This is a genomic window from Allokutzneria sp. NRRL B-24872 (genome assembly GCF_002155965.1).
GTDB lineage: Bacteria > Actinomycetota > Actinomycetes > Mycobacteriales > Pseudonocardiaceae > Allokutzneria.
The window spans coordinates 1-25,425 of the sequence record NZ_MUMH01000020.1 but is presented as its reverse complement, the minus strand read 5'-3'; the positions used below and the strand labels follow the sequence as shown (position 1 = coordinate 25,425).

At 69.6% G+C, this 25,425-nt stretch carries 22 protein-coding genes; 12 read left to right on the top strand and 10 right to left on the bottom strand.

What is annotated here, in order from left to right:
• The first annotated feature begins 38 nt into the window (after positions 1-38).
• Positions 39-626, top strand: a complete 588-nt coding sequence (gene folE / locus CCN37_RS06025; RefSeq protein WP_086819663.1) for a GTP cyclohydrolase I FolE — start codon at positions 39-41, stop codon at positions 624-626.
• On the opposite strand, the gene CCN37_RS06020 is transcribed toward folE, so the two are convergent.
• On the bottom strand, positions 619-1,197 hold the full coding sequence (locus CCN37_RS06020) for a DUF3592 domain-containing protein (protein WP_086819662.1): 579 nt from the start codon (positions 1,195-1,197) through the stop codon (positions 619-621). The genes folE and CCN37_RS06020 overlap by 8 nt on opposite strands.
• Positions 1,198-1,300: 103 nt before the next feature.
• Here CCN37_RS06020 and CCN37_RS06015 point away from each other — a divergent pair, with 103 nt between their 5' ends.
• Positions 1,301-1,843 (top strand): hypothetical protein, encoded by a 543-nt coding sequence (locus tag CCN37_RS06015; RefSeq protein ID WP_143261448.1) that lies wholly within the window; start codon positions 1,301-1,303, stop codon positions 1,841-1,843.
• Here CCN37_RS06015 and CCN37_RS06010 read toward each other — a convergent pair.
• Positions 1,801-2,706: a LysR family transcriptional regulator gene (locus tag CCN37_RS06010; protein WP_086819660.1), complete on the bottom strand. Its 906-nt coding sequence runs from the start codon at positions 2,704-2,706 to the stop codon at positions 1,801-1,803. The two genes, CCN37_RS06015 and CCN37_RS06010, sit on opposite strands and share 43 nt — an antisense overlap.
• 70 nt (positions 2,707-2,776) lie before the next feature.
• Here CCN37_RS06010 and CCN37_RS06005 point away from each other — a divergent pair, with 70 nt between their 5' ends.
• Both CCN37_RS06005 and CCN37_RS06000 read left to right on the top strand, forming a co-directional pair.
• Positions 2,777-3,505 carry an SDR family oxidoreductase gene (locus CCN37_RS06005; RefSeq protein WP_086819659.1) on the top strand — a complete coding sequence of 243 codons (729 nt, stop codon included), beginning with the start codon at positions 2,777-2,779 and terminating at the stop codon, positions 3,503-3,505.
• A 20-nt stretch (positions 3,506-3,525) separates the two neighbouring features.
• On the top strand, positions 3,526-3,903 hold the full coding sequence (locus CCN37_RS06000; protein WP_246842837.1) for a nuclear transport factor 2 family protein: 378 nt from the start codon (positions 3,526-3,528) through the stop codon (positions 3,901-3,903).
• Here CCN37_RS06000 and CCN37_RS05995 read toward each other — a convergent pair.
• On the bottom strand, positions 3,900-4,904 hold the full coding sequence (locus CCN37_RS05995) for a LacI family DNA-binding transcriptional regulator (protein WP_086819658.1): 1,005 nt from the start codon (positions 4,902-4,904) through the stop codon (positions 3,900-3,902). The genes CCN37_RS06000 and CCN37_RS05995 overlap by 4 nt on opposite strands.
• Positions 4,905-5,047: 143 nt before the next feature.
• Here CCN37_RS05995 and CCN37_RS05990 point away from each other — a divergent pair, with 143 nt between their 5' ends.
• On the top strand, positions 5,048-7,753 hold the full coding sequence (locus CCN37_RS05990) for a family 78 glycoside hydrolase catalytic domain (RefSeq protein WP_086819657.1): 2,706 nt from the start codon (positions 5,048-5,050) through the stop codon (positions 7,751-7,753).
• On the opposite strand, the gene CCN37_RS05985 is transcribed toward CCN37_RS05990, so the two are convergent.
• The 3 genes from CCN37_RS05985 to CCN37_RS05970 form a co-directional block, all read right to left on the bottom strand.
• Positions 7,745-8,317 (bottom strand): hypothetical protein, encoded by a 573-nt coding sequence (locus CCN37_RS05985; RefSeq protein WP_086819656.1) that lies wholly within the window; start codon positions 8,315-8,317, stop codon positions 7,745-7,747. The two genes, CCN37_RS05990 and CCN37_RS05985, sit on opposite strands and share 9 nt — an antisense overlap.
• A 240-nt stretch (positions 8,318-8,557) precedes the next feature.
• A complete protein-coding gene (locus CCN37_RS05975; protein WP_086819655.1) occupies positions 8,558-9,124 on the bottom strand; it encodes a YdeI family protein in 567 nt (188 codons plus the stop codon).
• Positions 9,121-9,531: a VOC family protein gene (locus CCN37_RS05970; RefSeq protein WP_086819654.1), complete on the bottom strand. Its 411-nt coding sequence runs from the start codon at positions 9,529-9,531 to the stop codon at positions 9,121-9,123. Before CCN37_RS05970 ends, CCN37_RS05975 begins: the two co-directional genes overlap by 4 nt.
• A gap of 59 nt (positions 9,532-9,590) precedes the next feature.
• Between CCN37_RS05970 and CCN37_RS05965 the strand changes: the two genes are divergently transcribed.
• Together CCN37_RS05965 and CCN37_RS05960 are read left to right on the top strand one after the other, a co-directional pair.
• A complete protein-coding gene (locus tag CCN37_RS05965; protein WP_086819653.1) occupies positions 9,591-10,541 on the top strand; it encodes a YafY family protein in 951 nt (316 codons plus the stop codon).
• Positions 10,542-11,281: 740 nt separating this feature from the next.
• Positions 11,282-11,611, top strand: coding sequence for an Lsr2 family protein (locus CCN37_RS05960; RefSeq protein WP_086819652.1), 330 nt, complete (start codon positions 11,282-11,284; stop codon positions 11,609-11,611).
• A 16-nt stretch (positions 11,612-11,627) separates the two neighbouring features.
• On the opposite strand, the gene CCN37_RS05955 is transcribed toward CCN37_RS05960, so the two are convergent.
• Together CCN37_RS05955 and CCN37_RS05950 are read right to left on the bottom strand one after the other, a co-directional pair.
• Positions 11,628-12,242 (bottom strand): NAD(P)-dependent oxidoreductase, encoded by a 615-nt coding sequence (locus tag CCN37_RS05955; RefSeq protein WP_086819651.1) that lies wholly within the window; start codon positions 12,240-12,242, stop codon positions 11,628-11,630.
• Positions 12,239-13,021: an inositol monophosphatase family protein gene (locus CCN37_RS05950; RefSeq protein WP_210407887.1), complete on the bottom strand. Its 783-nt coding sequence runs from the start codon at positions 13,019-13,021 to the stop codon at positions 12,239-12,241. Before CCN37_RS05950 ends, CCN37_RS05955 begins: the two co-directional genes overlap by 4 nt.
• Before the next feature lie 95 nt (positions 13,022-13,116).
• On the opposite strand from CCN37_RS05950, the gene CCN37_RS05945 reads away from it, so the two are divergent.
• Positions 13,117-14,016 carry a LysR family transcriptional regulator gene (locus CCN37_RS05945; RefSeq protein WP_086819649.1) on the top strand — a complete coding sequence of 300 codons (900 nt, stop codon included), beginning with the start codon at positions 13,117-13,119 and terminating at the stop codon, positions 14,014-14,016.
• On the opposite strand, the gene CCN37_RS41350 is transcribed toward CCN37_RS05945, so the two are convergent.
• Both CCN37_RS41350 and CCN37_RS05935 read right to left on the bottom strand, forming a co-directional pair.
• The gene (locus CCN37_RS41350) at positions 14,000-17,818 is read right to left on the bottom strand and encodes a hypothetical protein (protein ID WP_086819648.1); all 3,819 of its coding nucleotides are present in this window, start codon (positions 17,816-17,818) and stop codon (positions 14,000-14,002) included. The two genes, CCN37_RS05945 and CCN37_RS41350, sit on opposite strands and share 17 nt — an antisense overlap.
• A 31-nt stretch (positions 17,819-17,849) precedes the next feature.
• Positions 17,850-19,136, bottom strand: coding sequence for an MFS transporter (locus tag CCN37_RS05935; protein WP_086819647.1), 1,287 nt, complete (start codon positions 19,134-19,136; stop codon positions 17,850-17,852).
• 212 nt (positions 19,137-19,348) lie between these two features.
• Here CCN37_RS05935 and rhaI point away from each other — a divergent pair, with 212 nt between their 5' ends.
• The 4 genes from rhaI to CCN37_RS05915 are packed head-to-tail and all read left to right on the top strand — an operon-like array spanning position 19,349 to position 25,310.
• Positions 19,349-20,515, top strand: a complete 1,167-nt coding sequence (gene rhaI, locus CCN37_RS05930) for an L-rhamnose isomerase (protein WP_086819646.1) — start codon at positions 19,349-19,351, stop codon at positions 20,513-20,515.
• Positions 20,512-22,542 carry a bifunctional aldolase/short-chain dehydrogenase gene (locus tag CCN37_RS05925; RefSeq protein ID WP_086819645.1) on the top strand — a complete coding sequence of 677 codons (2,031 nt, stop codon included), beginning with the start codon at positions 20,512-20,514 and terminating at the stop codon, positions 22,540-22,542. The genes rhaI and CCN37_RS05925 overlap by 4 nt, the downstream gene beginning before the upstream one ends.
• Positions 22,543-22,554: 12 nt before the next feature.
• Positions 22,555-23,979, top strand: a complete 1,425-nt coding sequence (locus CCN37_RS05920; protein ID WP_086819644.1) for an L-fucose/L-arabinose isomerase family protein — start codon at positions 22,555-22,557, stop codon at positions 23,977-23,979.
• Positions 23,976-25,310, top strand: coding sequence for a rhamnulokinase family protein (locus CCN37_RS05915; RefSeq protein WP_246842836.1), 1,335 nt, complete (start codon positions 23,976-23,978; stop codon positions 25,308-25,310). Before CCN37_RS05920 ends, CCN37_RS05915 begins: the two co-directional genes overlap by 4 nt.
• Positions 25,311-25,425 lie beyond the last annotated feature (115 nt).

Sequence of the window (25,425 nt, the reverse complement as noted above, 5' to 3'; positions counted from 1 at the left end):
CTAATGTTAGCGTGAGTTGGCGATAGAAGGAGGAGCCCATGACCGCTCAGCTGCGCGTGGTGCACGGCCGCACCGGTGTCGACGTCGAAGCCGCGCGGCGCGCGGTCACCGACCTGCTCGTCGCGTTAGGCCGCGATCCGGACTCGGAGCACTTGGCCGACACACCGAGACGGGTCGCGCACGCCTACTCCGAACTGCTCACCCCGCGCGAGTTCGACCTGACCACCTTCCCCAACGAGGAGGGCTACGACGAGCTCGTGCTGGCCAGGTCGATCCCCGTGCACTCGTTGTGCGAGCACCACCTGCTGCCCTTCCACGGCGTCGCCCACGTCGGCTACCTGCCCGGCGAGCGCATCCTCGGCCTGTCCAAGCTCGCGCGCGTGGTCGAGCTGTTCGCCCGCGACCTCCAGGTGCAGGAGCGCCTGACCAAGCAGGTCGCCGACTGGCTGCGCGACCACCTGGCGCCCAAGGGTGTCGGCGTGGTGATCGAGGCCGAGCACATGTGCATGTCGATGCGCGGGGTCCGCGCCGCCGGCTCGCGGACCGTGACCTCCGCGCTTCAGGGAGCCCTGCGCGAGGACCCGCGCTCCCGCCAGGAGTTCTTCGCGCTCGCCGGGGTCAGCTGAGCTCAGCGCGCCGATGCCGCAGCACGCCGCCGACCCGGAACACCACGGCGAGGACCGTGGCGATCAGCGCGACGCCGTGCGACCCACCGCGGTTGCGCACCGCGCTCGCTGGAGCCGGTTCTCCGGGGCGCAGCGGGTCGTGGACGATCTCCAGGCGCTGACCTGGTTCGGCGAGACGGGAGGGCCAGCTCAGCAGGTCGACCGGCACCCCGTCGCAGCGCAGGCGGTGGTCGTGGACGGTCGTGGTACTGATCGAGACCGAGCCGTCCGACCCCGTGTGCGACCGCGTCTCGTCCCGCTCCTCGACACCGACGACCACGCAGCTGGCGTGGACACCTCGTGCGCGCGCGGCGTCGTCGTCGACGCCGGAGATGGTCGTCGCGACCGCGAGCAGCGACGCGATCACCCCGGCGAACAGCCAACCCGCCTCGGCCGACAGCAGGACGCCCGCCAGGACGAGCGCGTAGACGAGCACAACGGAGACGGTTGTGCCGGCTCCGTGCGCCAGCCACAGAACGAGCGGCGGGTGACCGATCGCGGCCACGAGGTTGACGACGAGTCCACGCTTCACCTGACCAGGATGGCCCCTCGGCGGGGGAGCGGTCCCGATCGGTGGTCACCCAGGACGGGTGTTCGCCGGGCGTCCGCCGCCCCTCGCGTGTGAGCCTGTGCTCATGCGTGCCACGGCTCTGGCCATGCTCATGGTCACGGCGCTCACCCCAGCGCCGACCGCTCCGGTTTCCGCTTGCACCCCAACGGATTCCATCGCTCTGACGCACCACCACTCACCGGACGGGAGATCGCGGATCGGCCTGCGGCTGTGCGTGCGCGTCGACGGCGCCGTGCTGCGCGCCAGCACGGTGCTGACCGCGGAGTACCTCGACGGCTCCGGCTGGCACTTCGAGCAGCCCGCGCGGGTGGCGTTCATGAGCGCGCAGGTCGACGGGCAGACCACCGTGGTGGAGCGCGGGTCGGGGCACCAGTGGTCGTTCTCGTGGAACAACGTCGTCACCGAGGCGCGCAACGGTCCCGTCGAGGTGGACTCCACGCCCGGCGGCGTCAGCGTCCGCCCGCGCGAGAGCTACACCGTGCGGTGGGACATCGTGCACAAGATCGGCGGTTTCTGGCGCGAGCGCGAAGCTCCCGCGCAGAGCTACCAGGTCTGGGTTCCGCGCTACGGCGAGGAAGGGCCGTCGATCACCGTCGTCACGACCTGAGTGCACGCGAGCTGGACGAAGCGCGCGATCCACGGCGCGGTCGAGCCCGAGGGCCACGCGATCACCGTCGTGTAAGGGCTCGCGTCGAGCACGGGCCGGTAGACGATGTCCGGGCGCGGTGTGTGCTCGGCGAGCGAGCGGGGGATGAGCGCGACGGTCTGGCCGAGCGCCACGTTCTCCAGCAGCTGCGAGTTGTCGTGGATCTCCGGGCCGCCCGTCGGCAGGTCGTGGTCGCGGCCCGCCCAGTACACGCGGTCGGCGTGCGAGGCTTCTGGCCACTGCGACATCGGCTGGCCGATGAGGTCCTTGCAGCGCAACGACTCCCGGTCGGCCAGCTCGTGCCCGACCGGCAGCGCGGCCACCCTCGGCTCGCTCGCCAGGTGCTCGGTGTCGAAGCCCGAGTGGTCGGCGGGGGAGCCGATGAGGGCCAGGTCCGCGCGCCCGTCGCGGAGCATCGCCGTCTGCTCGCCGTAGCCGCTCACCACGATCTCGACCGCTTGCGCGCCAGGCACTTCCGCGTACGCGCGAACGACGCGGCGAAGCAGTTCCGTCGCTACTCCGGCCTTCGCGGTCACCACCACCGACGGCGTCGTCTGACCCGCGCGGCGCGTCCTGTGCACGGCCGCCGACACCGCGTCGAACACCCGCCCGGTCTCCGCGAGCAGTGCGTGCCCCGCCGGAGTGAGCGCGACCTGGCGGGTGTCGCGGACGAACAGCTGCACGCCCACGCGGCGTTCGAGCTGGCGGATCGCCCGAGACAACGGCGGTTGGGCGATACCGAGCCGCAGCGCCGCCCTGGAGAAGTTCAGCTCGTCGGCGACCGCGCGGAAGTACCGCAGCTCCCGCACCTCCACATCCGTCATACCTCCAGGGTATAAGCAAGGACCGAAGTGGTCTTTCCCCGGAGCGCCCCGCCGCTGGTGGAGTGAGCGCATGAGCGGAGAAGTCGCGCTGGTGACCGGCGCCAACAAGGGGATCGGCAAGGAGATCGCGCGCGGTCTCGCGGCCGAGGGAATGACCGTCTACCTGGGGGCGCGCGACCTCGAACTGGGGCAACGCGCCGCCGACGAGCTGACCGGCGACGTCAGAGCGCTCCGGCTCGACGTGACCGATCAGTCCGAAGTGGACAGTGCGGTCGCGGTGATCGAGGCGGAGTGCGGGCGGCTCGACGTGCTCGTCAACAACGCGGGCGTGGCCGTCGAATGGGGCGTCTCGGTGCCCGACCTCGGCCCGGAACTCCTGCGCGAGGCGTACGAGGTCAACGTCTTCGGCGTCGTCACCGTGACGCGGGCGTGCGTTCCGCTGCTGCGGCGCGCGCCCACAGGACGCGTGGTCAACATGTCCAGCCCGCTGGGCTCGTTTCACTTGCTCAGCGATCCCGGCAACCCGATCGCTTCGCGCGGCATGCTCGCCTACAGCTCGTCGAAGGCCGCGCTGAACTCGATCACCCTGCTCTACGCGAACGCGTTGCGGCAGGACGGAATCCTGGTGAACGCGGCCAACCCCGGCCTCGTCGCGACCGACCTCAACACCGCGTCCCCGTTCCCCCGTGGCGAGCGGACCCCCGTCGACGGCGCCGTCGCACCGCTGCGGCTCGCGCTGCTCGGCGCGGACGGTCCCACCGGCGAGTTCTGGGGCGACGACGCCGTCGTCCCGTGGTGACCCCTGTCGAAGGACTGCGCATGAGCGAAGCGAACAAGAAGGCTGTCCAGGACTTCCTCAACCTGGCGTTCAACGAGAAGCGCCCCGAGGAGGCCGCTGCCGTCCACCTGCACCCCGACTACGTCCAGCACAACCCGCACGCACCCTCCGGGGCCACCGCCTCCGGTCGCTTCCTTCGTGATTTCGTCGACCAGTTCCCCTTGTTGCGCCTGGCCTTCAAGCGCGTGCTCGCTGACGGGGACTACGTGATCGTGCACGGCCACATGCGCTTGACGCCGGAGAGCAGGGGCTCGGCGATCGTGGACATCGTGCGCTTCGAGGGTGACCGGATCATTGAGCACTGGGACGTCGTGCAGGACATCCCCGAGCACTCCGCCAACGACAACACCATGTTCTAGGGGGTGGTGCGGAGGGCTGTTGAGGCGCGGACGACGAGTTCGGGAGAGAAGACGACCTGGCGGTGCTCGTGGCCCTCGGCGGAGTCCGCGGCCTCGGTCAGCAACAGCTCCGCCGCCGTGCGCCCGAGCAGGTGGCGGGGCTGGCTGACGGAGGTCAGCGGAACAGCGGCGGCTCCGGCGAACTCGATGTCGTCGTAGCCCACGATCGCCAGGTCGCCCGGCACGTCGAGGCCGAGCCGCACCATGCGCTGCAACAGCCCGAGCGCGAGCAGGTCGTTGGCGCAGAACGCGGCGGTGGGGCGGCGCGAGCCGGGGAGCCCGGCCAGGCGCTCGCCGGCACGGCGGCCCTCGGCGACGTTGAGCGCGGCGGTCTCCAGCACGACCAGCTCGGCGCCGGGGACCGCGGCGACGGCCTTGCGCGCGCCGGTCAGGCGGTCGGCGGCCTGGCCGATGGTGAGCGGGCCGCCGATGTAGGCGATCTTGCGGTGGCCCGCCTCCAGCAGGTGCGTCGCGGCCAGCTCCCCGCCAGCGACGTCGTCCACGGTCACCGAGCAGAAGTCCGGGCCCGCGTCGCGGTCGACCACCACGACCGGGATGCCGCGCCCGCGCACCCGGTCGAGCCGGTCGGTGGCGTTGTCGGTCGGGGTGATCAGGATGCCCTCGACCCGTTGCTGCTCAAGCATGTCGAGGTAGAAGTCCTGCCGTCCGCCGTCCTCGCGGCTGTTGCACAGGAACACCGCGAGCCCGGCGGCCTCGGCGGCGTCCTGCACGCCCTCTGCCACGTCGGTGAAGAACGGGTTGCCGGAATCCAGTGCCACGTAGGCCAGCGTCCTGCTGTGCCCGGAGCGCAGTTGGCGCGCGGTCTCGTTGCGGACGAAGCCGAGCTGCTCGATGGCGGCGCGCACGCGGTCGCGGGTCTGCACACTGACCCGGTCCGGCTTGTTGAGGACGTTGGACACGGTGCCGAGCGACACCCCGGCGCGCGCCGCGACGTCCTTCATGCTCGGTGCTCCCGGACCCGCCACGCCGCCCCCTGACTCGAACCCCTGAACCGTGCGGACCAGCCGATGTTTGACGGTCGCGCTCGGCCATCGTACCGTCACACCCACGATTTGAAACGTTCCAACGCGCCGGAGGCGAGTTCATGGCTGAACCGAGTGCCGTCCGCTTCGAGCACCTCCCGCGCCGTGGCCCCGTGGTCGTCGGCACCCCCGAACCCCGGTTGAGCTGGCAGGGGAGCGCGACTGAGCTGGAGCTGACCGACTCCTCCGGTCAGGTCAGCCGCCACCGCCTCGACGGCGCCGAGCGGGTGCTGGTGCCGTGGCCGTTCCCGCCACTGGGCTCGCGCTTCCGGGGCAGCCTGCGCGTGGACGGCGGCGAGCCGGTCGAGTTCGAGACTCCCTTGCTGAGCCCTTCGGATTGGTCGGCGCGGTTCGTCTCGCCCAGCGCGATCGGCCGGGTCGGCGACCCCGCTCCACTGGTCAGCGGCCGGATTTCCTTGCCCGGCAAGGCAGTTCGTGCGCGCCTGCACATGACCTCGCTCGGCGTGCACGTTGCCTCGATCAACGGATCGCGCGTCGGTGACATCCAGCTCGACCCGGGCTGGACCTCCTACGGGCACCGCCTCCGCTACCGCACGCACGATGTGACGTCGCTGTTGTCCAGCGGGGACAACGACATCGAGGTGCTGCTCGGCAACGGGTGGTATCGCGGTCGGCTCGGGTGGCAGGGCGAGCGCGCCCACTACGGCGATCGGCTGGCCCTGCTCGCTCAGCTCGAAGTCACGTGCGAAGACGGCTCGGAGCACGTCTTCGGCAGCGACGCCACGTGGACCGCGCGGTCGAGCCACGTCACCGCCGACGACCTCTACGACGGTCAAACAACGGATCTGCGCGCGCCAGAGTCCACTGTGGACACCGTGGACGTGCTCGACTTCGACCTGAGCCGCCTCGAAGTGCCGCTCGGGCCGCCGGTGCGCGCCGTGGCAACGGTTCCCGCCGTCTCGGTCACCAGATCGCCTTCAGGCAAGCTCCTCGTGGACTTCGGCGAGAACCTTGTCGGCTGGGTTCGGCTTCACGTCCGCGCGGGGACTACGCGGGTCACCGTGCGGCACGCCGAAGTGCTCGAACACGGCGAACTCGGTACCAGGCCGCTGCGCTCCGCTCTGGCCACCGACCACTATCTCCTGCCGGGCGACACGGACGCGGTGTGCGAGCCGTCGCTGACCTTCCACGGCTTCCGCTACGCCGAGGTCGACGGCGTGGACTCGCTCGACGCCGCTGATCTCGAAGCCGTTGTGCTGTCGTCGGATCTGCCCGCCACGGGATGGTTCAGCTGCTCGGAGCCCGATCTTGAGGCGTTGCACGACAACGTTCGCCGGGCGATGCGCGGCAACTTCCTCGATGTGCCAACGGATTGCCCGCAGCGCGATGAGCGGCTCGGGTGGACTGGTGACATCCAGGTCTTCGGCCCGACCGCGTCCTTCCTTGCCGACAGCGCTGGTTTCCTCACCTCTTGGCTGCGCGACCTCGCGGCTGACCAGTACGACAACGGTTGTGTTCCCTTCGTGATCCCTGACGTGCTGCGCGAGCACGCGCCGAGCGCCGCTGCGTGGGGTGACGCCGCAACGGTCGTGCCGTGGACGCTGTACGAGCGCTACGGCGACGTCCGCGTGCTCGCCGACCAGTTCGCCAGCATGCGCGCGTGGGTCGACCGCCAGGCCGCGCTCGCCGGTCCGGGCTTCATCTGGTCCGGCGGTTTCCAGTTCGGTGACTGGCTCGACCCGGCCGCTCCGCCGGAGAACCCGTTCGCCGCGAAGACCGATCACGACATCGTGGCGACAGCGCACTTCGCGTACTCGGCATCGATTGTTGCGCGAGCGGCTGAAGTCCTTGGCCGCCAGGACGAAGCGCATTCGTACGGCTCTCTGGCGGCTGCGGTCCGAGCAGCCTTCGCCGACGCCTACGTGACCCCGTCCGGTCGGATGGTCAGCGACGCGCCCACCGCGTACGCGATGGGGCTGGTCTGGGATCTCCTGCCCACCGCGGAGCAGCGCGCCGGAGCGGGCGCTCGGCTGGCAGATCTCGTGCGCGCCAACGGTTTCCGCATCGCGACGGGCTTCGTCGGAACGCCGATCATCGCTGACGCGCTGTGCCTGGCAGGGCAACCCCAGGTGGCGTACCGGCTCCTGCTGGAGCGCGGCTGCCCGTCGTGGCTGTACCCGGTCACGATGGGGGCGACCACGATCTGGGAGCGGTGGGACAGCATGCTCCCGGACGGCACGATCAACCCCGGCGAGATGACCTCCTTCAACCACTACGCGCTCGGCGCCGTCGCCGACTGGTTGCACCGGACGGTCGCCGGTCTCGCCCCCGGCTCGCCCGGGTACCGATCACTGCTGGTGCGCCCGCTGCTCGGCGGCGGTCTAACCCACGCCTCAGCTCAGCACGAGACGCCCTACGGCCGCGCTTCCGTTGCGTGGCAACGAGAAAGTGGCACGTTTACGTTGGAGGTCGAAGTTCCCGACGGCGCGACCGCGACCGTCCACGTCCCGGGCTCGGCGACATCGGAGGGGGTCGGCCCTGGACCCCACCGCTGGCAGGTTCCCGATCCTGTTGTGCCGCACAGCATTCGGACCGTCCGCGACGCCGTTGACGACCCCAGGGTGTGGGCCGCACTCGTGGACACCGCCGTGGACCTCAAGGTCGTCGCCGACGCTCCCGCGTTGGGGCGGGCGCTGTCCCGCGACTTCGACCGCCCCGCCGAGGACCTGCCGAAGATCCTCGTGTCCACCCTCGAACACACCAACGGCCAGGAACTCGCCCAGCGCTTGGCCGAGGCTCTACGGTAGGCCGAGGGCGCGCAGTGCTCCGGGTTGTACGTCGGTTCCTCGGAGGTCTTCGACGAGTCGCAGCGCGCGGTCGGCGATGACGAGTTCGCGGGGAGTGTGTGGGACGTCGTCGCCGAGGCGGCGCAGGTAGTCCGCGATGTGCAGCCACGAGTAGAAGACGGTTCCTTCAGTTTCCAACGGCTCCGGAAACCGTTCGTCCTCTTGAGATAGTTGCACCAGGGATTCGTAGTCGCGATCGCAGCGCTGCGCCGCGTCGCCGAGGGTGACGGTGTCCTTGTGCGCGGCGCCCACCGCGCGCAGGCCCGGGATGAGCCGGACGTTGCGGGCAGTTTGAGCTACGGCATCCAACAACGTCGGAGCTTCGACGTCGCACCACAGCTGTATCAAGTCGGCAGGGTCGCTTCGGACCGGGTACTGCTCTGGCTTCGCTGGGCCGAGCATGTAGGACACCGATCCGTCGCCGAAGGCGTCACAGTGGTCGAACGCGTCGGCCTGCTCGGGAGTGAGGGGCTGATTGACAAGCAGAGTGAAGCTCCACTCGGGCATCAGGTGCGCTTCCTTCAATGCTGATGGCTACGAACGAACTCGTTGATGCGCTTGGCTTGGTCACCCGGGTTCTTGGGTGTGCAGTGCACCGTAATGTTCTTCCCGCACGTACAGCAGATCACCCAGCCCCAGCGGTGACCGTTCCTGCTCGGCGTCACGTCGCACCCGAGCTTCTTGGCTCGTGCCAGGGCGGCAGCGACCTCCGCGCTTTGATGGCGCCCCTGCGAGATCAGGCCCCATCGTTTCAGCTTCATCACTCTAGGTAATCGTCCTCGTGTTCGGGTGGTTGGCGCGGATGCCTTGTGCGGCAAGGGTTGTGGTGCGTTCGATCCGGCGTTGCCTGGTCTCGGGCTTCTTCGCGCCCGCGATCCACTCCAGGATCAGCCGCGTGGACGACGGCGGGAACGTCGCGAAGTTCGCCTCCGCCGTCTTGTCGGCCGCAAGTGCGCGCTGGAGGTCCTCCGGGAAGCTGGCGGTCAGCTCCCAGGTCCCCTTGGCGCGGGCCAGGTCGATGACGGCCTGCCCGCGCTCGGTCATCAGGCCCTGCTCGACCATCCTCGCCGCGCGTTCCCGGTTCACCGCGCTCCACGTGCTGCGCGGGCCTCGCGGGGTGAATCGGAGCCGGGAACTGTCCTTGTCGTGCTTGCGGTGCAGCCCGTCGATCCAGCCGAAGCACAACGCCTGCTCGATCGCCTCGTGGTAGCGCACGCTCGGCGTCGCGCTGCCCTTGTGGTGGATGATCAGCCAAATCTCCTTGCTGGAGGCGCAGTTCCGCTCCAACCACGCGCGCCACTCAGCAGGTGTGCTCGCGGAGACGGCGCTCATGACCGCTGCTCCAGCACGGAGAGGTAGTGCACGTTGACCATCACGCCGAGCACGTTGCCGAAGGGGTCGGTGACCGAGGCGGTGACGAAGCCGGGGCCGTGCTCGGTCGGCTTCTGGTGCTCGGTGGCGCCCATCGACAGCAGCCGCGCGAACGCGCCCTCGACGTCGTCGACGCACCAGTAGGTCATCGAGCCGACCACGCCCGCGGCCCACCCGGGCGGAGCGAAGCGGCGGTCGAGCAGGCCCAGTTCGTGCTGGTAGTCGCCGATGCGGAACTCGACGTAGGCGGGGCGGCCGGCGACCTCGCGGGAGAAGTAGGGGGCGACGCCGAGCACGTCGGAGTACCAGGCAACGGCGGCCGGGACGTCGTCGGCGAACAGGTTCACGGTGGTCAGTCCTCGCAACATGAGACCCATCCTCTGGCTTAAAGTGCTCACCAACTGAGCACTTTTATCGGGGAGTTCTGATGCGAGCTGATCGCCTGGTCGCGGCACTGCTGCTGATGCAGTCGCGGGGCCGCGTCACCGCCGCCGACCTCGCGCGGGAGCTGGAGGTCTCCGTCGCCACCGCCCGCCGAGACCTGGAAGCCCTCTCTGCCGCGGGCATTCCCGTCTACCCGCAGCCCGGGCGCGGGGGCGGCTGGTCGCTCGTCGGCGGCGCCCGCACCGATCTCTCCGGGCTGTCGGCCGCCGAGGCGCAGGCCCTGTTCCTGTTGGTGGGCCCGGCCGCCGCCGTGTCGGGGGAGGCCAAGGCCGCGCTGCGCAAGCTGGTTCGCGCACTGCCGCGGACCTTCCGCGCCGAGGCCGAGGCCGCCGCGAGCGCGACCATGATCGACCCGACGCGGTGGGGCGAGCGGGATCGGCCGCGCTCACCGCTGGTCGAGCTGTTGCAGACCGCCGTGGTCCGCAGGCTCAAGGTCCGCCTGACCTACCGCGACCGCGGCGAGCGCCTGATCGATCCGTGGGGCCTGGTCGACAAGGACGATGTCTGGTACCTCATCGCCGGAACGGAGCGCGGTCAGCGAACGTTTCGAGTTGATCGCATCATCGCCGCCGATCCCACCGACGAGCCTGCGGAGCGCCCCGACGACTTCACGCTCGCGGAGGCCTGGGAAACCGTTGTGGGACAGGTGGAACAGAAGCGCTCGCGCACCTGGGCCTCGGTGCTCGTCGAGTCGCGGTTCCTGTGGGTGCTCCAGGACCACTTCGGCCGCCACTGCGAGATCGAGGCCGAGTTGGCAGACGGCCGCACCCGGGTTCGGCTCGCCGCGCCCACGCCGAGGGACCTCGCCCGCAACCTCGCGGGCTGGGGCTCGATGATCGAGGTGCTGGACCCGCCGTCCGTCCGCGCCGAGCTGGGCCGGATCGGCGCGGAGCTGACCTCGCGCTATGGCGGCGGCGGCCAGGAAGTGCAGTGACCTGTCTCGCTCGGCGCACACTGTAAACCGGTAATCGATCCCGGTCGTGAACCGGCTCGGAAATGTCCTCGTAGTGGTCTTGGTGACACTTGTCGTCAGGAGCTGCGTTGCGGTGGCAAGTCCCCAACACGGCGATCGGACCCGGGAATGCACCCAGCTTCCCGGTGTTGCGGGAGGGAGCCCGCCGGGCGGTGGGAATCGTTTCGTCCGGGTGGCGTCGTGCCGATGGTCGACGCGGATGTCGCAGTCAGCAATCGGTTGCTCGAACCCGCCGGTCCCACCCTGCTGAACTGTGGAATCCGGCCCGGTCACCACGGGCGACACCGTCGGGAATTGGGGCCCGTCCCCTGGAACAATGGTGTTCCGGCCCGGGAAGCAGGGCGGACGGTAACGGCACCGGGGCTCGTCGGTGGCCGTGATCGAGTCGTCGGCCGTGATCAGGCGCTCGAGGTGGGCAATGGTGCCCGGATATGTCGACCTCCGGTGACCGGAGACGGCGGGTGGGCGAGCCGAGGGGACGAGCGAGTCGCTTTCCCGTCGTCCGGTCCTGCTCCCGCAGGATTGGGGCCACGCGCGCGCCGGGCGCGGTGGCGTGCCCCCGGCGCGATTCACGTTTCCGTCGTGGATGAAACCCTTGTCGCGCGCGGTCGGTCTCCATAGTTTCTGTCGTGCGGTAGCGCGAAAACGAAGAACAGTTCAATTGTGGCGGTTGTCCCCGCACTTTCCCTAGGAGTTCCACCATGGCCCAGCGCACGGTCGTCCACATGATCGACGACCTCACCGGTCAGGTCGGCGACGACGTCTCGCGCACGGAGTTCGCCATCGACGGTGTGGTCTACGAGATCGACCTCAACGAGGAGAACGCGGCCAGGCTCAACGCCGCGCTGGAGAACTACGTCGCCGCCGCGCGCCGGGTTCGCCGCCGGGCCACCGACGCCTCCCCGGGCCTCACCAGGCGCGAGGCCAAGGAGGTCCGCGAGTGGGCCAAGCTCAACGGCCACGAGCTCTCCGACCGCGGTCGCATCCCCGGCACGGTCATCGCCGGGTACCGCAGCGCCACCGCCGCCTAGGGCCCTTCGCTCCCGCTCAGCGCGGGAACAGGGCGATGGTGTCCGCGTCGGCGAAGCGCGGTGTCTCGGCCTCGGTGACCATGAGCGCGGCGATCCCGGCGCGCGGGGCCGTCGGAGGGAGCGCCCGGGGCTTGAAGTCCTTGGTGTGCAAGAGGAATCCATTGCCCTGATACGCCTTGTCCGTCAACGGGCCGGCGTGGACGGTGGTGCCACCGGCGTCCCTGAGAACACGGTCAGCGACGCCCTTGGCCGCCCACTCGTGCCGCAGGAGGCGCTTGAGCAGAGCGCCAGTGACTGCGCCGAGGGCTCCTTCGGTGCTCCCCATCCCCAACGAGGTCAGCCAGATGACGCGCGGTGCGGCCGAAGCGAGCTCGCGGGCTCCTTCGACGAGGATCGCGGGTTCCTGCTTCCGCGTGACGCCCAGACCGCTCAGCACGACATCGACCCCTTCGACGGCGGCGGCCGCACTGCCGGGCTCGGCCACATCGGCCTGAACCACGCGCAGGCGGTCTGAGGGCTCGACATCGGCCGGATTCCTCGCCAGGGCAACAACTTCGTGCCCGCGTTCCAGTGCGCGTGCGACCACGAGCCGCCCCGTCCGCCCGGTGGCACCCAGTACGGCGATCTTCATGCCGCAGCCGCCAAGACACCGGCGACCGCCGCGTGCACGCCGGGGGCTGAGGCCAGGAAGTCCTTGCTGGACAGGCTCCACGGCTCGCCGTGCGTGTCGGTGACCGCGCCGCCGGACTCCGCGACGAGCAGCGCCCCGGGCAGCAGGCCCGAGCGCACGTCGGAGTACTGCCAGAACGCGTCCATGCGGCCCGCCGCGACGTGGATCAGCTGCATCGTCGCCGGGACCGAGACGCGCACGACCAGCGCGTTGGTCAGCATCGCGGTCACCGAGGCGCCCATGCGGTGCAGGTCCTCAACGGCCTCGCCGGGTTTGGCCTGCCCAGTTCCCACCAGCGCCGCCCCGAGCTCGGACTTCGCGGAGACGCGCAGCGGCTGACCGTTCAGCTGAGCCCCGCCGCCCCGCACAGCGGTGTGGACGTCGCCGGTCAGCGGCAGGACGACCACGGCCAGCACGGGGGAGTTGTCGCGCACCAGAGCGGCGGTCACCGCCCACTCGGCCATGCCGTGGACGTGGTTGATGTTGCCCTCAGCGGTGTCCACCACCCACCACTCGCCCGGCGGCAAGGCGCCTCCGGCCAGCTCGTCCTCCGCCCAGCGCGACCCGGGCCGCGCCCGCAGCAACGGCTCCTTGATGAGCGCCAGGACCGCGTCGTCGTTGGCGTGGATGTCACGGACGATCTCGTCCAGACTCCCTGGCCGCGCGGACACGTCGTAGCGCTCGCGCAGGAGTTCTCCTGCCGCCACAACGACTTCGACGGTGTGTTCCACCAGGTTCATGGTCGCTCCTCGCGGGTTGTTCGGTGTCGCGTTCGACGCTAGGAGCAGGCATCATTAACTTCAAATGCAATCTAGTTACGACTGGATTTACTCACATGCAACTGGACTTGAACCTGCTGCTCGCGCTCGACGCCCTGCTGGAAGAGGGCAGCGTGACCGGGGCCGCCGCGCGCCTGCACGTCTCCGCGCCCGCGATGAGCCGCACGCTCGGCCGCATCCGCCGGGCCACCGGGGACCAGATCCTGGTGCGCACCGGCCGGACCATGACCGCGACCCCGCGCGCCCTCGAACTGCGCGAGACCGTGCACGACCTGGTGCAGCGAGCCCAAGAGGTCCTCGCGCCGCGCACCGACGTCGACCCGGCGACCCTGGAGCGGACCTTCATCCTGAAATGGCACGACGCCCTGGCCGCGGCGGCTGGGCCCGCCCTGCTCCGCGCCGTGCGTTCCGCGGCGCCCGGCGTCCGCCTGCGGTTCCTGGCCGAGGCCAGCGGCGACGTCCACGACCCTCGGCGCGGTGACGTCGACCTCGAAGCCCACTCCGGCACGCCCGCCACGTCGGAGATGCGCCACGAGGTCGTGGGCCACGACCGGCTCGTGCTCGCCGTGCGCCCAGAACACCCGCTGTGCCAAGGAGAACTGACGCTCGCGGACTACGCGGCGGCGGAGCACATCACCGTGTCCCGCCGAGGGCGGCTGCGTGATCCCATCGACGACGCCGTGGAGGCTCAGGGCCTGCGGCGCACGGTGGTCGCGGCGGCCCCGACCAATGCCGCCGCGCTGCGATTCGTCCGCGAGCACGATCTCGTCGTGGCCGTCCCCGAGCTGACGAGCCGCCCGCTGCTGGAGGACTTCGGCCTCCGCGTGCGCCCGCTGCCGCTGTCCATGCCCGCGATCCCCATCCACCTCGCGTGGCACCAGCGCTACGCCAACGACCCCGCGCACACGTGGCTGCGCGGGCTTGCACGAGAAGTGATGCCTACTGGGGTTCGCTGACCGTCTGAGTGGTCAGCAGCCGGACGGGGCCGAAGAGTCCACTTCGGACCTGTCCGGCGTAGACCCCGGACGTCGGCGAGGCGTCGTCCAGGTATCCGGCCAGCGTTCCGCGCACAACGACTTCGACGTGATTCTCCCCGGTGACAAGGAAATCGCTCACATCGAGCCGCCACGGCCCCCACACGAGGTCTCCGGCGTGCTCGCCGTTCACGATGACCGACACGGCGCCGCGCACCGAGCCGAGATCGAGGACCTGTCGTCCGGACAGCTCGGGAACGGTGAACGTCGTCCGGTAGCGGACGTGGCCGCCGAGGTTGTGCAACCCGAGCGATGCCCAGTCGCCCAGGGGAAACTCCGCCTCGACAACGGACACTTCGAGCGGCCCGTCCAGCAGGGCACCGCCGCGTCGACCGTCCACAGCGGACACGAGAAGCGTCGCGAAGTCGCCAGCGCGCGCCGGAGAGGGCAGGCGCAGGACGCCGTCGACGACCTTGACCTCCTCATCGCCGACGACCGCGATCATGTCCAAAGTGGACGGAACGCGGACGGAGACGGTGCCGGGAGGAAGCGCGAAACGCAGCTGCTCAGTGCGAGGCACGGTGGGAGCGATGTCCGGAACAACGGGCACGACGACTCCGGCAGAGGACACGGCGGGGTCGAGCCAGTCGGCTCCGGGCAAAGGATGCGGCCGTGGGTACGCGCAGACGAAGCGCGGGTCGCGCCGGTGTTCCCGTTGCAGCACAGCCGATGTCCAGCCCGGCCCGCTGCGAACTCCGAGCGAAGCGGAGTCGAAGGTCGCGGCGGTGCCGTGGTGGCTCTGGTGGGTCACGCGGAGCACCACGGTGTTCACGCCGACGACCAGGTGCGGAGCCAGCTCGTAGGTGTGCAGCCGGATCTCGCGGTGCTCCGGGTAGGGGTTGAAGTCGCCCTGCCTGCCGATCTCCACGCCGTTGACCAGCACGCTGCACGCGCCGTCAGATCCGATCAGAGCGGAAGTACCGATTGGAACTTCGTTCAGATCGAACGAGAAGGTCATGTCGTGCGAGGCGCCGACGACCACCGGCCCGTCAGGACGAATCCACTCTGGACGGAGGTAGGCGTCCACATCGGTGACCACGGCGAAGGACGCGCGCAGTGGCCCCGTCCGCGTCGCGGTCAGCTCGATGACGAGTTCTCCACCGGAGGGCAGCGGGCTCACCGACTGGTGTCCCTCACCCTCGATCGGGAGTTCGACGCCGTTGAGCAGCACGCGACGCGGAGCCCCCGCGCCGACCACGAGGCCGGCTCCCTCGACAAGGTCGATGTGCGTGCGGATCGCGACAGTGGTGCCTTCTGGGACTTCGCGCCAGTCGATGAACTCCTCGGGCACCTGTCCTTTGGGGCCCAACGTGTCCGAGTGCAGCGGGTCGTTCTGGACGCCGCGCGCCAGCGACCACTCGGCCGGGCGCCACACGCCGTCGCCGTCGTGGACCGAGGCGAAGGGGCCATAGGACGCGGTGACCTCACACCACTCGGAGCCGGTGTGGTGCGACAGGCGCCAGATCTCGATCGGCAGCACCCCGGTCCGCGATGGTGCGGCCAGATCTCCGCGCGAGTTGTCCAAAGTGGACTCCGCGATGCCGGTCCACGGTCCCGGAATGTCCATTGAGGACACAGCGGCGCGGGGCAGCTGGGCGGGTGGCAGGTCGGGAGCGAGTACCACCAGGGCCACCGACCCGTCGTCGAAGGGGACCTCGAAGGACCCGTCCGAAGCGATCGCCAGCTCGGTGCGCGTGCCCCGTCCAGGAGCCCAACTCTGCGCGCGGACGTTCGAGATGCCCGAGAGCTGAACGTGCGCCACCCGATCGCCGGGCGCGCGGAAGTCGTAGCCGCGCGTGCGAAGCTGCTCGTTGTAGCCCTGCCAGTCGAACTCCACGCCGTTGGACCACCAGTAGCCCTCGCCGAGGTCGAGCATCGGCGCGGCGGTCCCGCTGACGTCGTCGTGCGCGGTCAGCGCGAGCACGTACGCGTCGCCGACCTGCCGCAACAGGTACGGAGTATCAGCTGAGACTCGGATCTGTCCTTGGCGGACGGCGGCGGGCACTTCCTCCACAGACGACACGACGGTGGCCGGGAACGACTCCACCGAGCCGTCCAGGAACAACGAAGGAACACGGCCGACGCACACCACGCGCCCGCCCTCAGCGACGAATTCCAGCAGGCGGTTCGCCGCGTCGGCGTGCAACGCGTGCACGGCGGGCAGGACGACGGTGCTGAACTCCTCGTCACCGACGCGAAGCCGCCCGCCGGGCAGGACGGAAGCGCGCGCGATGGTGGCTTCGTCGAACACGTCGTGGTCGATCCCGGCTCGCTCCAGCACTCCGGGTTTCTCCGCGAACCAGGTGCCAACACCGTTGAGCGCCAGGAAGGCCTCGTTGGCCTCGGCCGCGGCGGCGAGCGGTCCGTCCAGCGTCAGGTGCCCCTGCACCGTCGAAGTCGGAGACAGCAGCACGACGTCGCAGACGTGCCGCCCTGCCGTGAGCACCGAGCACAGGCGGCTGACCGCGGTCGAGAACACGTGGTAGGACGGCCAGTACGGCTGGCGCCAACAGGTCGACGGCGGCGCCCACTCCCACCAACCGCCCACAGTGGAGTAATAAACGGCGTGCGGGTCGTAGAGAGTGGCTCCACGCCGCAAGAACGGGGCCAGCCAGTCGTAGGTCTCCTCCAGCGTGCCACCCCAGCCCGAGGAGTGGAACGCCTCGATCCACGTGCGGCCGTGGCCGTTCGCGTGCGCCAGCGAACTGTGCACCTTGGCATCGCCCCAGTGATCGCTGCCGGGCGCGCCGTACCCGGAGTGCGTGCCGAGGTAGTCGCCGTACAACCGCACGCCGCCCGCCGGATCGCCCTCACGCGACGGGGTCGCCTGATCGAAGCCGCAGATGAGCCCGCGCGAGCGGTACCACTCGTCGTGCTGGTCGAAAAACCCGCGCCGGGCAAGGGAAGCACGGTGCGCGTGGTAGTCGCGACGGACGCGCACGGCCTCCGGCGAGGCGTCGTCCTCCCACAGCGCCCACAGCACGGGGAGCAGGTCGTAGCCGTAAGCCGAGGCGAAGGTCGTCGCGAAATCCGTTCCCCATGTGGGCATCGCGGGCAGCTCGTCCTGGAAGAAACCGCCGATGCTGCGGCCGAACCAGTGGCCCACACCGCGTTCGAGCGTGCCGTGCACCTCGTCGAGCAGTGCCGCGCACGCCTCAGTGGAGAAGTAGTCGAACCCACTCGTTCCACTGTGGACGATCACGACCCGCGCGGGGCCACCCGGCCACTGGACGGACCCTCCGGCGAGCGGGACGGCGGGCCGCTCGCCGGAGGGAAGAACGGCGTACGCCGCAAGGGCGACGTGGCCTTCAGGAGGCGCTAGGTCCTGTGCGCCGGAAACCTCCACGGAGGTCCGGTAGAGCGCCTGTCCGGCGGAGGACGGGGTCGCGGCGATCAGCCTGCCCTGGAAGTTCGCCCCGGAGAAGCCGATCTGGTCGTAGAGCCACAGCGTGAACCCCAGCTCCTCGGCGTCGGCGCACGCGCCGTCGAAGAGCTCGATCCACTCGGGCGTCAGGAACGCCGGATCGTCGGCGACGGAACCGAACATCGGCCCGGTCGGGGCGAGGCACAGCACCACGGCCTGCCTGACCCCGCCCGCCACGAGCTTCTCCATCTGCTCGCGAAGCCGTTCCCTGGTCACCTTGGCGCCGCTCCACCACCAGATCGGCAGCGGACCGTACTCGGGAGCCGGATCGGTGAACCGGGCGAGCAACTCGTTCACCATGACGCCTCCGCTGGGAGAATCACGTCGGCGTTCATGTCGCGACGCCACGCTCCTTCTCGATCTGTTCAAGCGATTTCCCGACTGTGTCCGGCATGAAGAAGTACCCGACGACACCGCTGACCAACAGGAAACCCGCCAGCAGCGCGGCGACCGGGCCGATCGAAGCGGAGGCCAACATCGGCACGAAGAAGCTCCAAACGCCCAGCAGCACCCGGGCCACGCCGAAGGTGAAGCCCTGCGCGGTGCCGCGCAACATGGTCGGGAACAGCTCCTGGCTGAACACCTTGTACGTCGGCTCGCCCGCGAGCGCCCCGCCGATGTTGAACAGCACGACGTTGAGGACCACCGTGGGCACCGTGAACGGCAGCACCAGGAACAGCGCATACGCCGTGACCTGCATCAGCGAGCCGACCGCCCACATCGTGCGCCGCCGCTGATAGCTCTTGTCGTTGAGGCGCATGAAGATGGTGACCGTGGCGATGATGCCGATGACGAAGCCCGCACAGCTCAGCGCCACGCCCGCGGACTGCGTGCCCGCGTTCAGCGTCGTCACGATGTAGGGGGTGAAGATGCCCGCCGTACCCGCTGCCAGGCCCCAGAACGTGTAGATCGTGCCGGTCCACACCAGCGCGCGCAGGTTCTGGCCGGAGAACAGCGCCTTGACCTGGGCGGTGGGGGAGGGCTTGCCGGAGGACGCCGCGCTCTGCCAGCGAGCCGACTCCGCGATGCCCTGCCGCAGCGCCCACGTCACCACGGCGACCACGAACAGCGACAGGAACACGATCCTGGTGCCGGTGATGCCCATCGGCGTCAGCAGGAGCGCGAGGACGAGGACCACGACCGGGCCGAGGAACCAGGCGACCTGGGTCAGCCCGATGAGTCTGCCCCTGCCCTTGGCCGGTGCCAGCTCACCGACCAGCGCGAGCGAGGTGGGCACGTCCGCGCCGACCGCGACGCCGACGATGAAGGTGCCGATGAACAGCATGGGTGTGGTGAAGGAGCCCGCGACGAGCAGGATGCCCAGCGCGTAGACCATGAGGTCCCACTTGTAGATCCGCTTGCGGCCGAGCTTGTCGCCGAGCCGCCCGCCGATGAACGCGCCGATCGCGCAGCCGATGGCGTTCGGCCCGATCGCGGCGAGCACGCCGACCCCGGTGCTGGTCAGCCCCAGCTCCGCCTGGAACACGCTCATCCCCGCGCCGAGCGCCACGATCGAGCCCGCGTCCAGGTAGGACGCCATCGCGGCGAGCACCGAGATCTTCCACTGCTGTCTGCTGATCGTGTGGTCGTCCTGGCGGACGTCCTGGGGTGCGGTCATGGCGACTCCTCGTCTTCCAACGGCGACACTGCCGTGCGACCCCGCTCACAAAATGAAACGTATTAATCGGCACTGTAACTACGCGATCAGGGGCACACAAGGGCATGGGGGTCGACTTGTTACCTGCGTCTTGACCCTGGCCGAGGGGCCGCTCTACGGTGGTGAAACCGCGACATGAAACCTTTCAAAGCGCCTTGGGGGAGGAGCGAACCATGCCAGCTACGAGCGAGGTCCGCGCGGCACTGGCCGGACAGCGGATCGAGACGCCGTCCTGGGCGTACGCGAACTCGGGCACCCGCTTCAAGGTCTTCCCGCAGCCCGGTGTCCCGCGCGACCCGTGGGAGAAGATCGCCGACGCCGCGGTGGTGCACCGGCTGACCGGGATCGCGCCGACCGTGGCGCTGCACATCCCCTGGGACGAGGTCGAGGACTACGGCAAGCTCGCCGCCCACGCCGAGGAGCACGGCGTCGCGCTCGGGGCCATCAACTCCAACGTGTTCCAGGACCCCGACTTCAAGCTCGGTTCGGTGACCAACCCCGAGCCGCGGATTCGCCGCAAGGCGATCGACCACCTGCTGAAGTGCGTGGACATCATGGACGCGACGGGCTCCCGCGACCTCAAGCTGTGGTTCTCCGACGGCACCAACTACCCCGGCCAGGACTCGATCCGCGCGCGCCAGGACCGGCTCGCCGAAGCGCTGCGCGAGGTCTACGACCGGCTCGGCCCGGATCAGCGGATGCTGTTGGAGTACAAGCTCTTCGAGCCCGCGTTCTACACCACGGACGTGCCCGATTGGGGCACCTCGTACGCGCACTGCACGGAGCTGGGCGACAAAGCCACGGTCTGCATCGACACCGGCCACCACGCGCCGGGCACCAACATCGAGTTCATCGTGGCGTTCCTGTTGCGCGCCAACAAGCTCGGCGCCTTCGACTTCAACTCGCGGTTCTACGCCGACGACGACCTGATGGTGGGCGCGGCCGACCCCTTCCAGCTGTTCCGGATCATGCACGAGATCGTCTCCGCCGACGCGTTGCGGCCCGAGGCGGGGATCGCGTTCATGCTCGACCAGTGCCACAACATCGAGGCGAAGATCCCCGCGATCATCCGCTCGGTGCTCAACGTCCAAGAGGCCACGGCCAAGGCGCTGATCATCGACGCCGAAGCACTTGCCGACGCGCAGCGCTCCGGGGACGTCCTCGGCGCGAACGCGGTGCTGATGGACGCCTACTCCACTGATGTCCGCCCGATGCTGCGGGAGGTGCGCGCGGACGCGGGGCTGGACCCCGATCCAGTTGCGGCGTACCGCGCTTCGGGCTACCAAGAACGAATCGAGGCCGACCGCGTCGGCGGCACACAGGCAGGTTGGGGAGCATGACCACCCTTCAGGAGCTTCTCGGGCGCAGCAACCGCCTCGGCAGCGATCCGCGCTACACCAACTACGCGGGCGGGAACACCTCCGCGAAGGGCAGCGCCACCGATCCGGTCACCGGCACGGCTGTGGACCTGTTGTGGGTCAAGGGTTCCGGCGGCGACCTCGGCACGCTGACCGCCTCCGGGCTGGCGGCGCTGAGGCTGGACCGCTTGCGCGCGCTCATCGACGTCTACCCGGGTGTCGAGCGCGAGGACGAGATGGTCGCCGCGTTCGACTTCTGCCTGCACGGCAAGGGCGGCGCGGCACCGTCCATCGACACCGCGATGCACGGGCTCGTCGACTCCGCGCACGTCGACCACCTGCACCCTGACGCCGGGATCGCGATCGCGTGCTCCGCAGACGGTGAAGCGCTCACCAAGGAGATCTTCGGCGACCGCGTGGTCTGGGTGCCGTGGCGCAGGCCGGGGTTCCAGTTGGGCCTGGATATCGCGGCGGTCAAGGAGGCCAACCCGCGCGCCATCGGCGTGATCCTCGGCGGGCACGGCATCACCGCGTGGGGTGAGACCTCGGCGGAGTGCGAGGCGCGCTCGCTGGAGATCATCCAGACCGCTCAGGAGTACATCTCCACCCGGGGTGTCACTGAGCCTTTCGGCTCTGTGAAGCCAGGATTCGCGCCGCTACCGGTTCTTGATCGGCGCGCACGGGCAGCGGCGCTCGCCCCGGTGATCCGTGGGCTCGCGTCGACGGACCGCGCTCAGGTCGGCCACTTCACCGACTCCGACGAGGTGCTGGACTTCCTCGCGCGCGAGAAGCTGGCGCCGTTGGCCGCGCTCGGCACGTCCTGCCCGGACCACTTCCTGCGGACCAAGGTCGCTCCGCTCGTGCTCGACCTGCCCGCCGACGCTCCGCTGGAGGACGCGGTCGCGCGCCTGCGCGAGCTGCACGCGGACTACCGCGAGCAGTACCGCGCCTACTACGAGCGGCACGCTGAGCCGGATTCGCCCGCCATGCGCGGAGCGGACCCCGCGATCGTGCTCGTGCCCGGCGTCGGCATGTTCTCCTTCGGCGCCAACAAGCAGACCGCTCGCGTGGCGGGCGAGTTCTACGTCAACGCCATCAACGTGATGCGCGGCGCGGAGGCCGTGTCGAGCTACGCGCCCATCCCGGAGTCGGAGAAGTTCCGCATCGAGTACTGGGCGCTCGAAGAGGCCAAGCTCGCCCGCATGCCCAAGCCCAAGCCGCTCGCTGCGCGGGTCGCGTTCGTGACCGGGGGCGGCTCGGGCATCGGCCGGGCGATCGCGGAGCGGCTGGCCGCTGAAGGCGCGTGCGTCGTCGTCGCGGACCGCGATGCTGCGGCGGCTTCTGCGGTCGCGGAGTCGCTGGGCTCCACTGACGTTGCCGTTCCGGTGACCGTGGACGTCACGTCGAGCGAAGCTGTTGCTGCTGCTGTGGATGCGGCCGTGCTGGCCTTCGGCGGCGTCGACCTGGTGGTCAACAACGCGGGCCTGTCGATCTCCAAGCCGCTGCTGGAGACCACCGACGCCGACTGGGACGTCCAGCACGGCGTCATGGCGCGCGGCTCGTTCCTGGTCGCGCGCGCGGCGGCCAAGGCGATGATCGCGCAGGGCATGGGCGGCGACATCGTCTACATCGCCTCGAAGAACGGAGTCTTCGCCGGGCCGAACAACCTGGCGTACGGCTCGGCCAAGGCCGACCAGGCGCACCAGGTCCGGCTCCTCGCGGCCGAGCTGGGCGAGCACGGCATCAAGGTCAACGGCGTCAACCCGGACGGCGTCGTGCGCGGTTCGGGGATCTTCGCGGGCGGCTGGGGTGCTCAGCGCGCGGCCGTTTACGGTGTCGCCGAGGAGGACCTGGGCGCGTTCTACGCCAAGCGGACCCTGCTCAAGCGCGAGGTGCTGCCGGAGCACGTCGCCGCCGCCGTTTTCGTGCTGACCGCCGGAGAGCTGTCGCACACCACCGGACTGCACATTCCCGTCGACGCTGGCGTCGCCGCCGCGTTCCTACGCTGAGGAGCTTCGAGGATGGAGCGCGTGCGCACCCGGCGAACCCGGGTCGGACTGGTCGCCGGGGGCCTCGGCGCGTACTGGCCGCAGTTCCCGAACCTGTTGCCGCAACTGCAAAAATCGGCCGCTCGGGTGTCGGATCGGCTCAGCGCGATCGGTGACATCGACGTGGTGGACGTCGGGTTCATCTCCGACGCTCAGGAAGGCGCCTCGGCGGCGGAGAAGCTGCGCGTGGCGGGCTGCGACCTGATCGTTGGCTTCCTCACCACGTACATGACGGCCTCGATGCTCGTGCCCGTCGCGCAACGCAGTGGGGCTCCGGTGCTGCTGATCAACCTCCAGCCCACGGAGAAGATGGATCACGCGTCCTTCGACACCGGCGCGTGGTTGGCGTACTGCGGCGCGTGCCCGCTGCCGGAGATGGCCAACGCGTTCCGGCGCGCGGGCGTGGATTTCCGCAGCGTGTCGGGCTATGTCGAGGACGAGCGCGCGTGGATGCGGATCGCGCGGTGGGTGCGGGCGGCCGGGGTGCGCGGCGCGCTGCGGCACGGCAGGCACGGGCTGATGGGGCACCTCTACCCGGGAATGCTCGACGTCTCAACGGATCTGACGTCGGTGTCGGCGCAGCTCGGCGGGCACGTCGAAGTGCTGGAGCTGGACGACCTGCGCGTGCGGGTCGCGGCCGTGACCGACGCGGAGGTGGGCGCTCGGATGGAGCTGGCGCGCTCGGTCTTCGAGCTTGACTCCTCGGTCGTCGACGACGATTTCGCGTGGGGCGCCCAGGTTTCCGTCGGCCTGGACCGACTGGTCTCGGACTTCGCGCTCGACTCGCTGGCGTACTACCACCGCGGGCTCGACGGCGAGCAGCACGAGCGCTTGGGCGCGGGCATGATCCTCGGCGCGTCCCTGCTGACCGCGCGTGGCGTTCCCGCGGCTGGCGAGTACGAGCTGCGCAACTCCCTCGCGATGCTGATCATGGACCGGTTGGGCGCTGGCGGCTCCTTCACCGAGTTGCAGGCGTTGAACTTCGTCGACAACGTGGTGGAGATGGGTCACGACGGCCCCGCGCACCTGGCGATCAGCGCACGCCGGCCGCTGCTGCGCGGACTCGGCGTCTACCACGGCAAGCGCGGTTGGGGTGTGTCCGTCGAGTTCGACGTGCGCCAAGGACCGGTCACCCTGCTCGGGCTCGGTCAGGAGCGCGACGGCAGCTACGTGATGGTGGCGGCTGAGGGCACCGTCGTTCCCGGGCCGCTGTTGGAGATCGGCAACACCACCTCGCGCGTCGACTTCGGCTGCGACCCCGGCGAGTGGACCGACGCGTGGAGCGCTTCCGGCGTCGACCACCACTGGGCGCTGGGGATCGGTCACGAGGCCGCGTCGTTGCGCTGCGTCGCGGAACTGATCGGGTTGGAGTTCCGCGAAGTCCGGGTCGGCGCGTGAGGGTCGCCGCGGTCGACCTCGGCGCCTCCAGCGGCCGGGTGATGGTCGGCGAGCTGGTCGACGGTTCCTTGGAACTGACCGAGGTGCACCGGTTCTGGAACGGGCCGGTGCGCGTCGGCGACTCGCTGTACTGGGACATTTTGGCTCTGTACCGAGGGATTCTCTCCGGGTTGCGTGAAGCCGGTCCGGTCGACAGCATCGGCATCGACTCGTGGGCCGTCGACTACGGCCTGCTGTCGTCCTCCGGCGCGCTCCTCGGGAATCCCGTGCACTACCGCGATTCCCGGACTGTCGGAGTCACTTCGTCGTTCCCCGTTCCGGCTGAGGAGCTGTACTCGCGCACCGGAGTGCAGGTGCTGCCGTTCAACACCATCTACCAGCTCGCCGTGGAACCCCTGTTGGCGTCGGCGTCCCAGCTGTTGATGATCCCCGATCTGCTCGCGTTCTGGTTGACCGGTTCGATGGGCGCCGAGGTCACCAACGCGTCCACCACCGGTTTGCTGGACGTCCGCCGCCGGCAGTGGGACGTCGAGCTGATGCGCCGCGTGGGCCTCGATCCGTCGCTGTTCGGTGCTCTCCGCGAGCCGGGCACCCGTATCGGCGAGCTCTCCCCGCACCTCGGGTTGGGCCCGATCCCTGTCGTCGCCGTCGGCTCCCATGACACTGCCTCCGCCGTCGTGGGTGTGCCCGCGTCGTCGCCTCGTTTCGCGTACATCTCGTGCGGTACGTGGTCCCTCGTGGGACTCTCGCTCTCTTCTCCGGTACTGAGTGCCGCCAGCCGCGCTGCGAACTTCTCCAACGAGCTGGGCGTGGACGGCACCGTTCGGTACCTGCGCAATGTGACCGGCCTGTGGATCTTGCAGGAGTGCCTGCGGTCCTGGGATGTTTCGCTGTCCTCTCTTTCTTTTGAGAAGGAATTCGGTTCCGTGGTGGACGTCGAGGAGTTCTCAGAGCCCGGCGATATGCCTGCGCGAATTGCGGCTGCTTGCGCGCGGACCGGGCAGAAGATTCCGTCGTCTCGCGCGGAGACCGTTCGGTGCATTTTGGACAGCTTGGCTTTGGCTCATCGTCGTGCGTTGCGATCAGCGATGGAGCTTTCTGGGGTCGATGTGGATGTTGTGCATGTGGTTGGTGGTGGGGCGCAGAATGCGTTGCTGTGCCAGTTGACTGCTGATGCGTGTGGTCTGCCGGTGGTGGCCGGGCCTGTGGAGGGGGCTGCGGCGGGGAACGCGTTGGTGCAGTTGGGGGTGCGTGGGGTGGCTTGTGGGGAGGTTGTGCGGTATTCGCCTCGTGGTGGGGATTGGGGCGCTTTGGAGGGGCGTATTTTTTAGCTCTTGGGTTCGCTGGTTTGTGGGTGGGGTCGGCTTGACCTGGGAACCCCTTGCGCGTGCCCCTGGGCCTTACAGGGGCACGGGTGGTGAACCCGGCCCTCGCGCGAGCGTATGG

Excerpts from the sequence above, each read along its gene's own strand:
- CCN37_RS06015 (WP_143261448.1), top strand. The coding sequence starts at position 1,301 with ATGCGTGCCACGGCTCTGGCCATGCTCATGGTCACGGCGCTCACCCCA.
- CCN37_RS05950 (WP_210407887.1), bottom strand. The coding sequence starts at position 13,021 with ATGAACCTGGTGGAACACACCGTCGAAGTCGTTGTGGCGGCAGGAGAA.
- CCN37_RS05935 (WP_086819647.1), bottom strand. The coding sequence starts at position 19,136 with ATGACCGCACCCCAGGACGTCCGCCAGGACGACCACACGATCAGCAGA.
- CCN37_RS05945 (WP_086819649.1), top strand. The coding sequence starts at position 13,117 with ATGCAACTGGACTTGAACCTGCTGCTCGCGCTCGACGCCCTGCTGGAA.
- CCN37_RS05975 (WP_086819655.1), bottom strand. The coding sequence starts at position 9,124 with ATGAGCGCCGTCTCCGCGAGCACACCTGCTGAGTGGCGCGCGTGGTTG.
- CCN37_RS06010 (WP_086819660.1), bottom strand. The coding sequence starts at position 2,706 with ATGACGGATGTGGAGGTGCGGGAGCTGCGGTACTTCCGCGCGGTCGCC.
- CCN37_RS41350 (WP_086819648.1), bottom strand. The coding sequence starts at position 17,818 with ATGGTGAACGAGTTGCTCGCCCGGTTCACCGATCCGGCTCCCGAGTAC.
- rhaI (WP_086819646.1), top strand. The coding sequence starts at position 19,349 with ATGCCAGCTACGAGCGAGGTCCGCGCGGCACTGGCCGGACAGCGGATC.
- CCN37_RS05970 (WP_086819654.1), bottom strand. The coding sequence starts at position 9,531 with ATGTTGCGAGGACTGACCACCGTGAACCTGTTCGCCGACGACGTCCCG.
- CCN37_RS05960 (WP_086819652.1), top strand. The coding sequence starts at position 11,282 with ATGGCCCAGCGCACGGTCGTCCACATGATCGACGACCTCACCGGTCAG.
- CCN37_RS05925 (WP_086819645.1), top strand. The coding sequence starts at position 20,512 with ATGACCACCCTTCAGGAGCTTCTCGGGCGCAGCAACCGCCTCGGCAGC.
- CCN37_RS05995 (WP_086819658.1), bottom strand. The coding sequence starts at position 4,904 with ATGAAGGACGTCGCGGCGCGCGCCGGGGTGTCGCTCGGCACCGTGTCC.
- CCN37_RS05965 (WP_086819653.1), top strand. The coding sequence starts at position 9,591 with ATGCGAGCTGATCGCCTGGTCGCGGCACTGCTGCTGATGCAGTCGCGG.
- CCN37_RS05920 (WP_086819644.1), top strand. The coding sequence starts at position 22,555 with ATGGAGCGCGTGCGCACCCGGCGAACCCGGGTCGGACTGGTCGCCGGG.
- CCN37_RS06005 (WP_086819659.1), top strand. The coding sequence starts at position 2,777 with ATGAGCGGAGAAGTCGCGCTGGTGACCGGCGCCAACAAGGGGATCGGC.
- folE (WP_086819663.1), top strand. The coding sequence starts at position 39 with ATGACCGCTCAGCTGCGCGTGGTGCACGGCCGCACCGGTGTCGACGTC.
- CCN37_RS05990 (WP_086819657.1), top strand. The coding sequence starts at position 5,048 with ATGGCTGAACCGAGTGCCGTCCGCTTCGAGCACCTCCCGCGCCGTGGC.
- CCN37_RS05955 (WP_086819651.1), bottom strand. The coding sequence starts at position 12,242 with ATGAAGATCGCCGTACTGGGTGCCACCGGGCGGACGGGGCGGCTCGTG.
- CCN37_RS06000 (WP_246842837.1), top strand. The coding sequence starts at position 3,526 with ATGAGCGAAGCGAACAAGAAGGCTGTCCAGGACTTCCTCAACCTGGCG.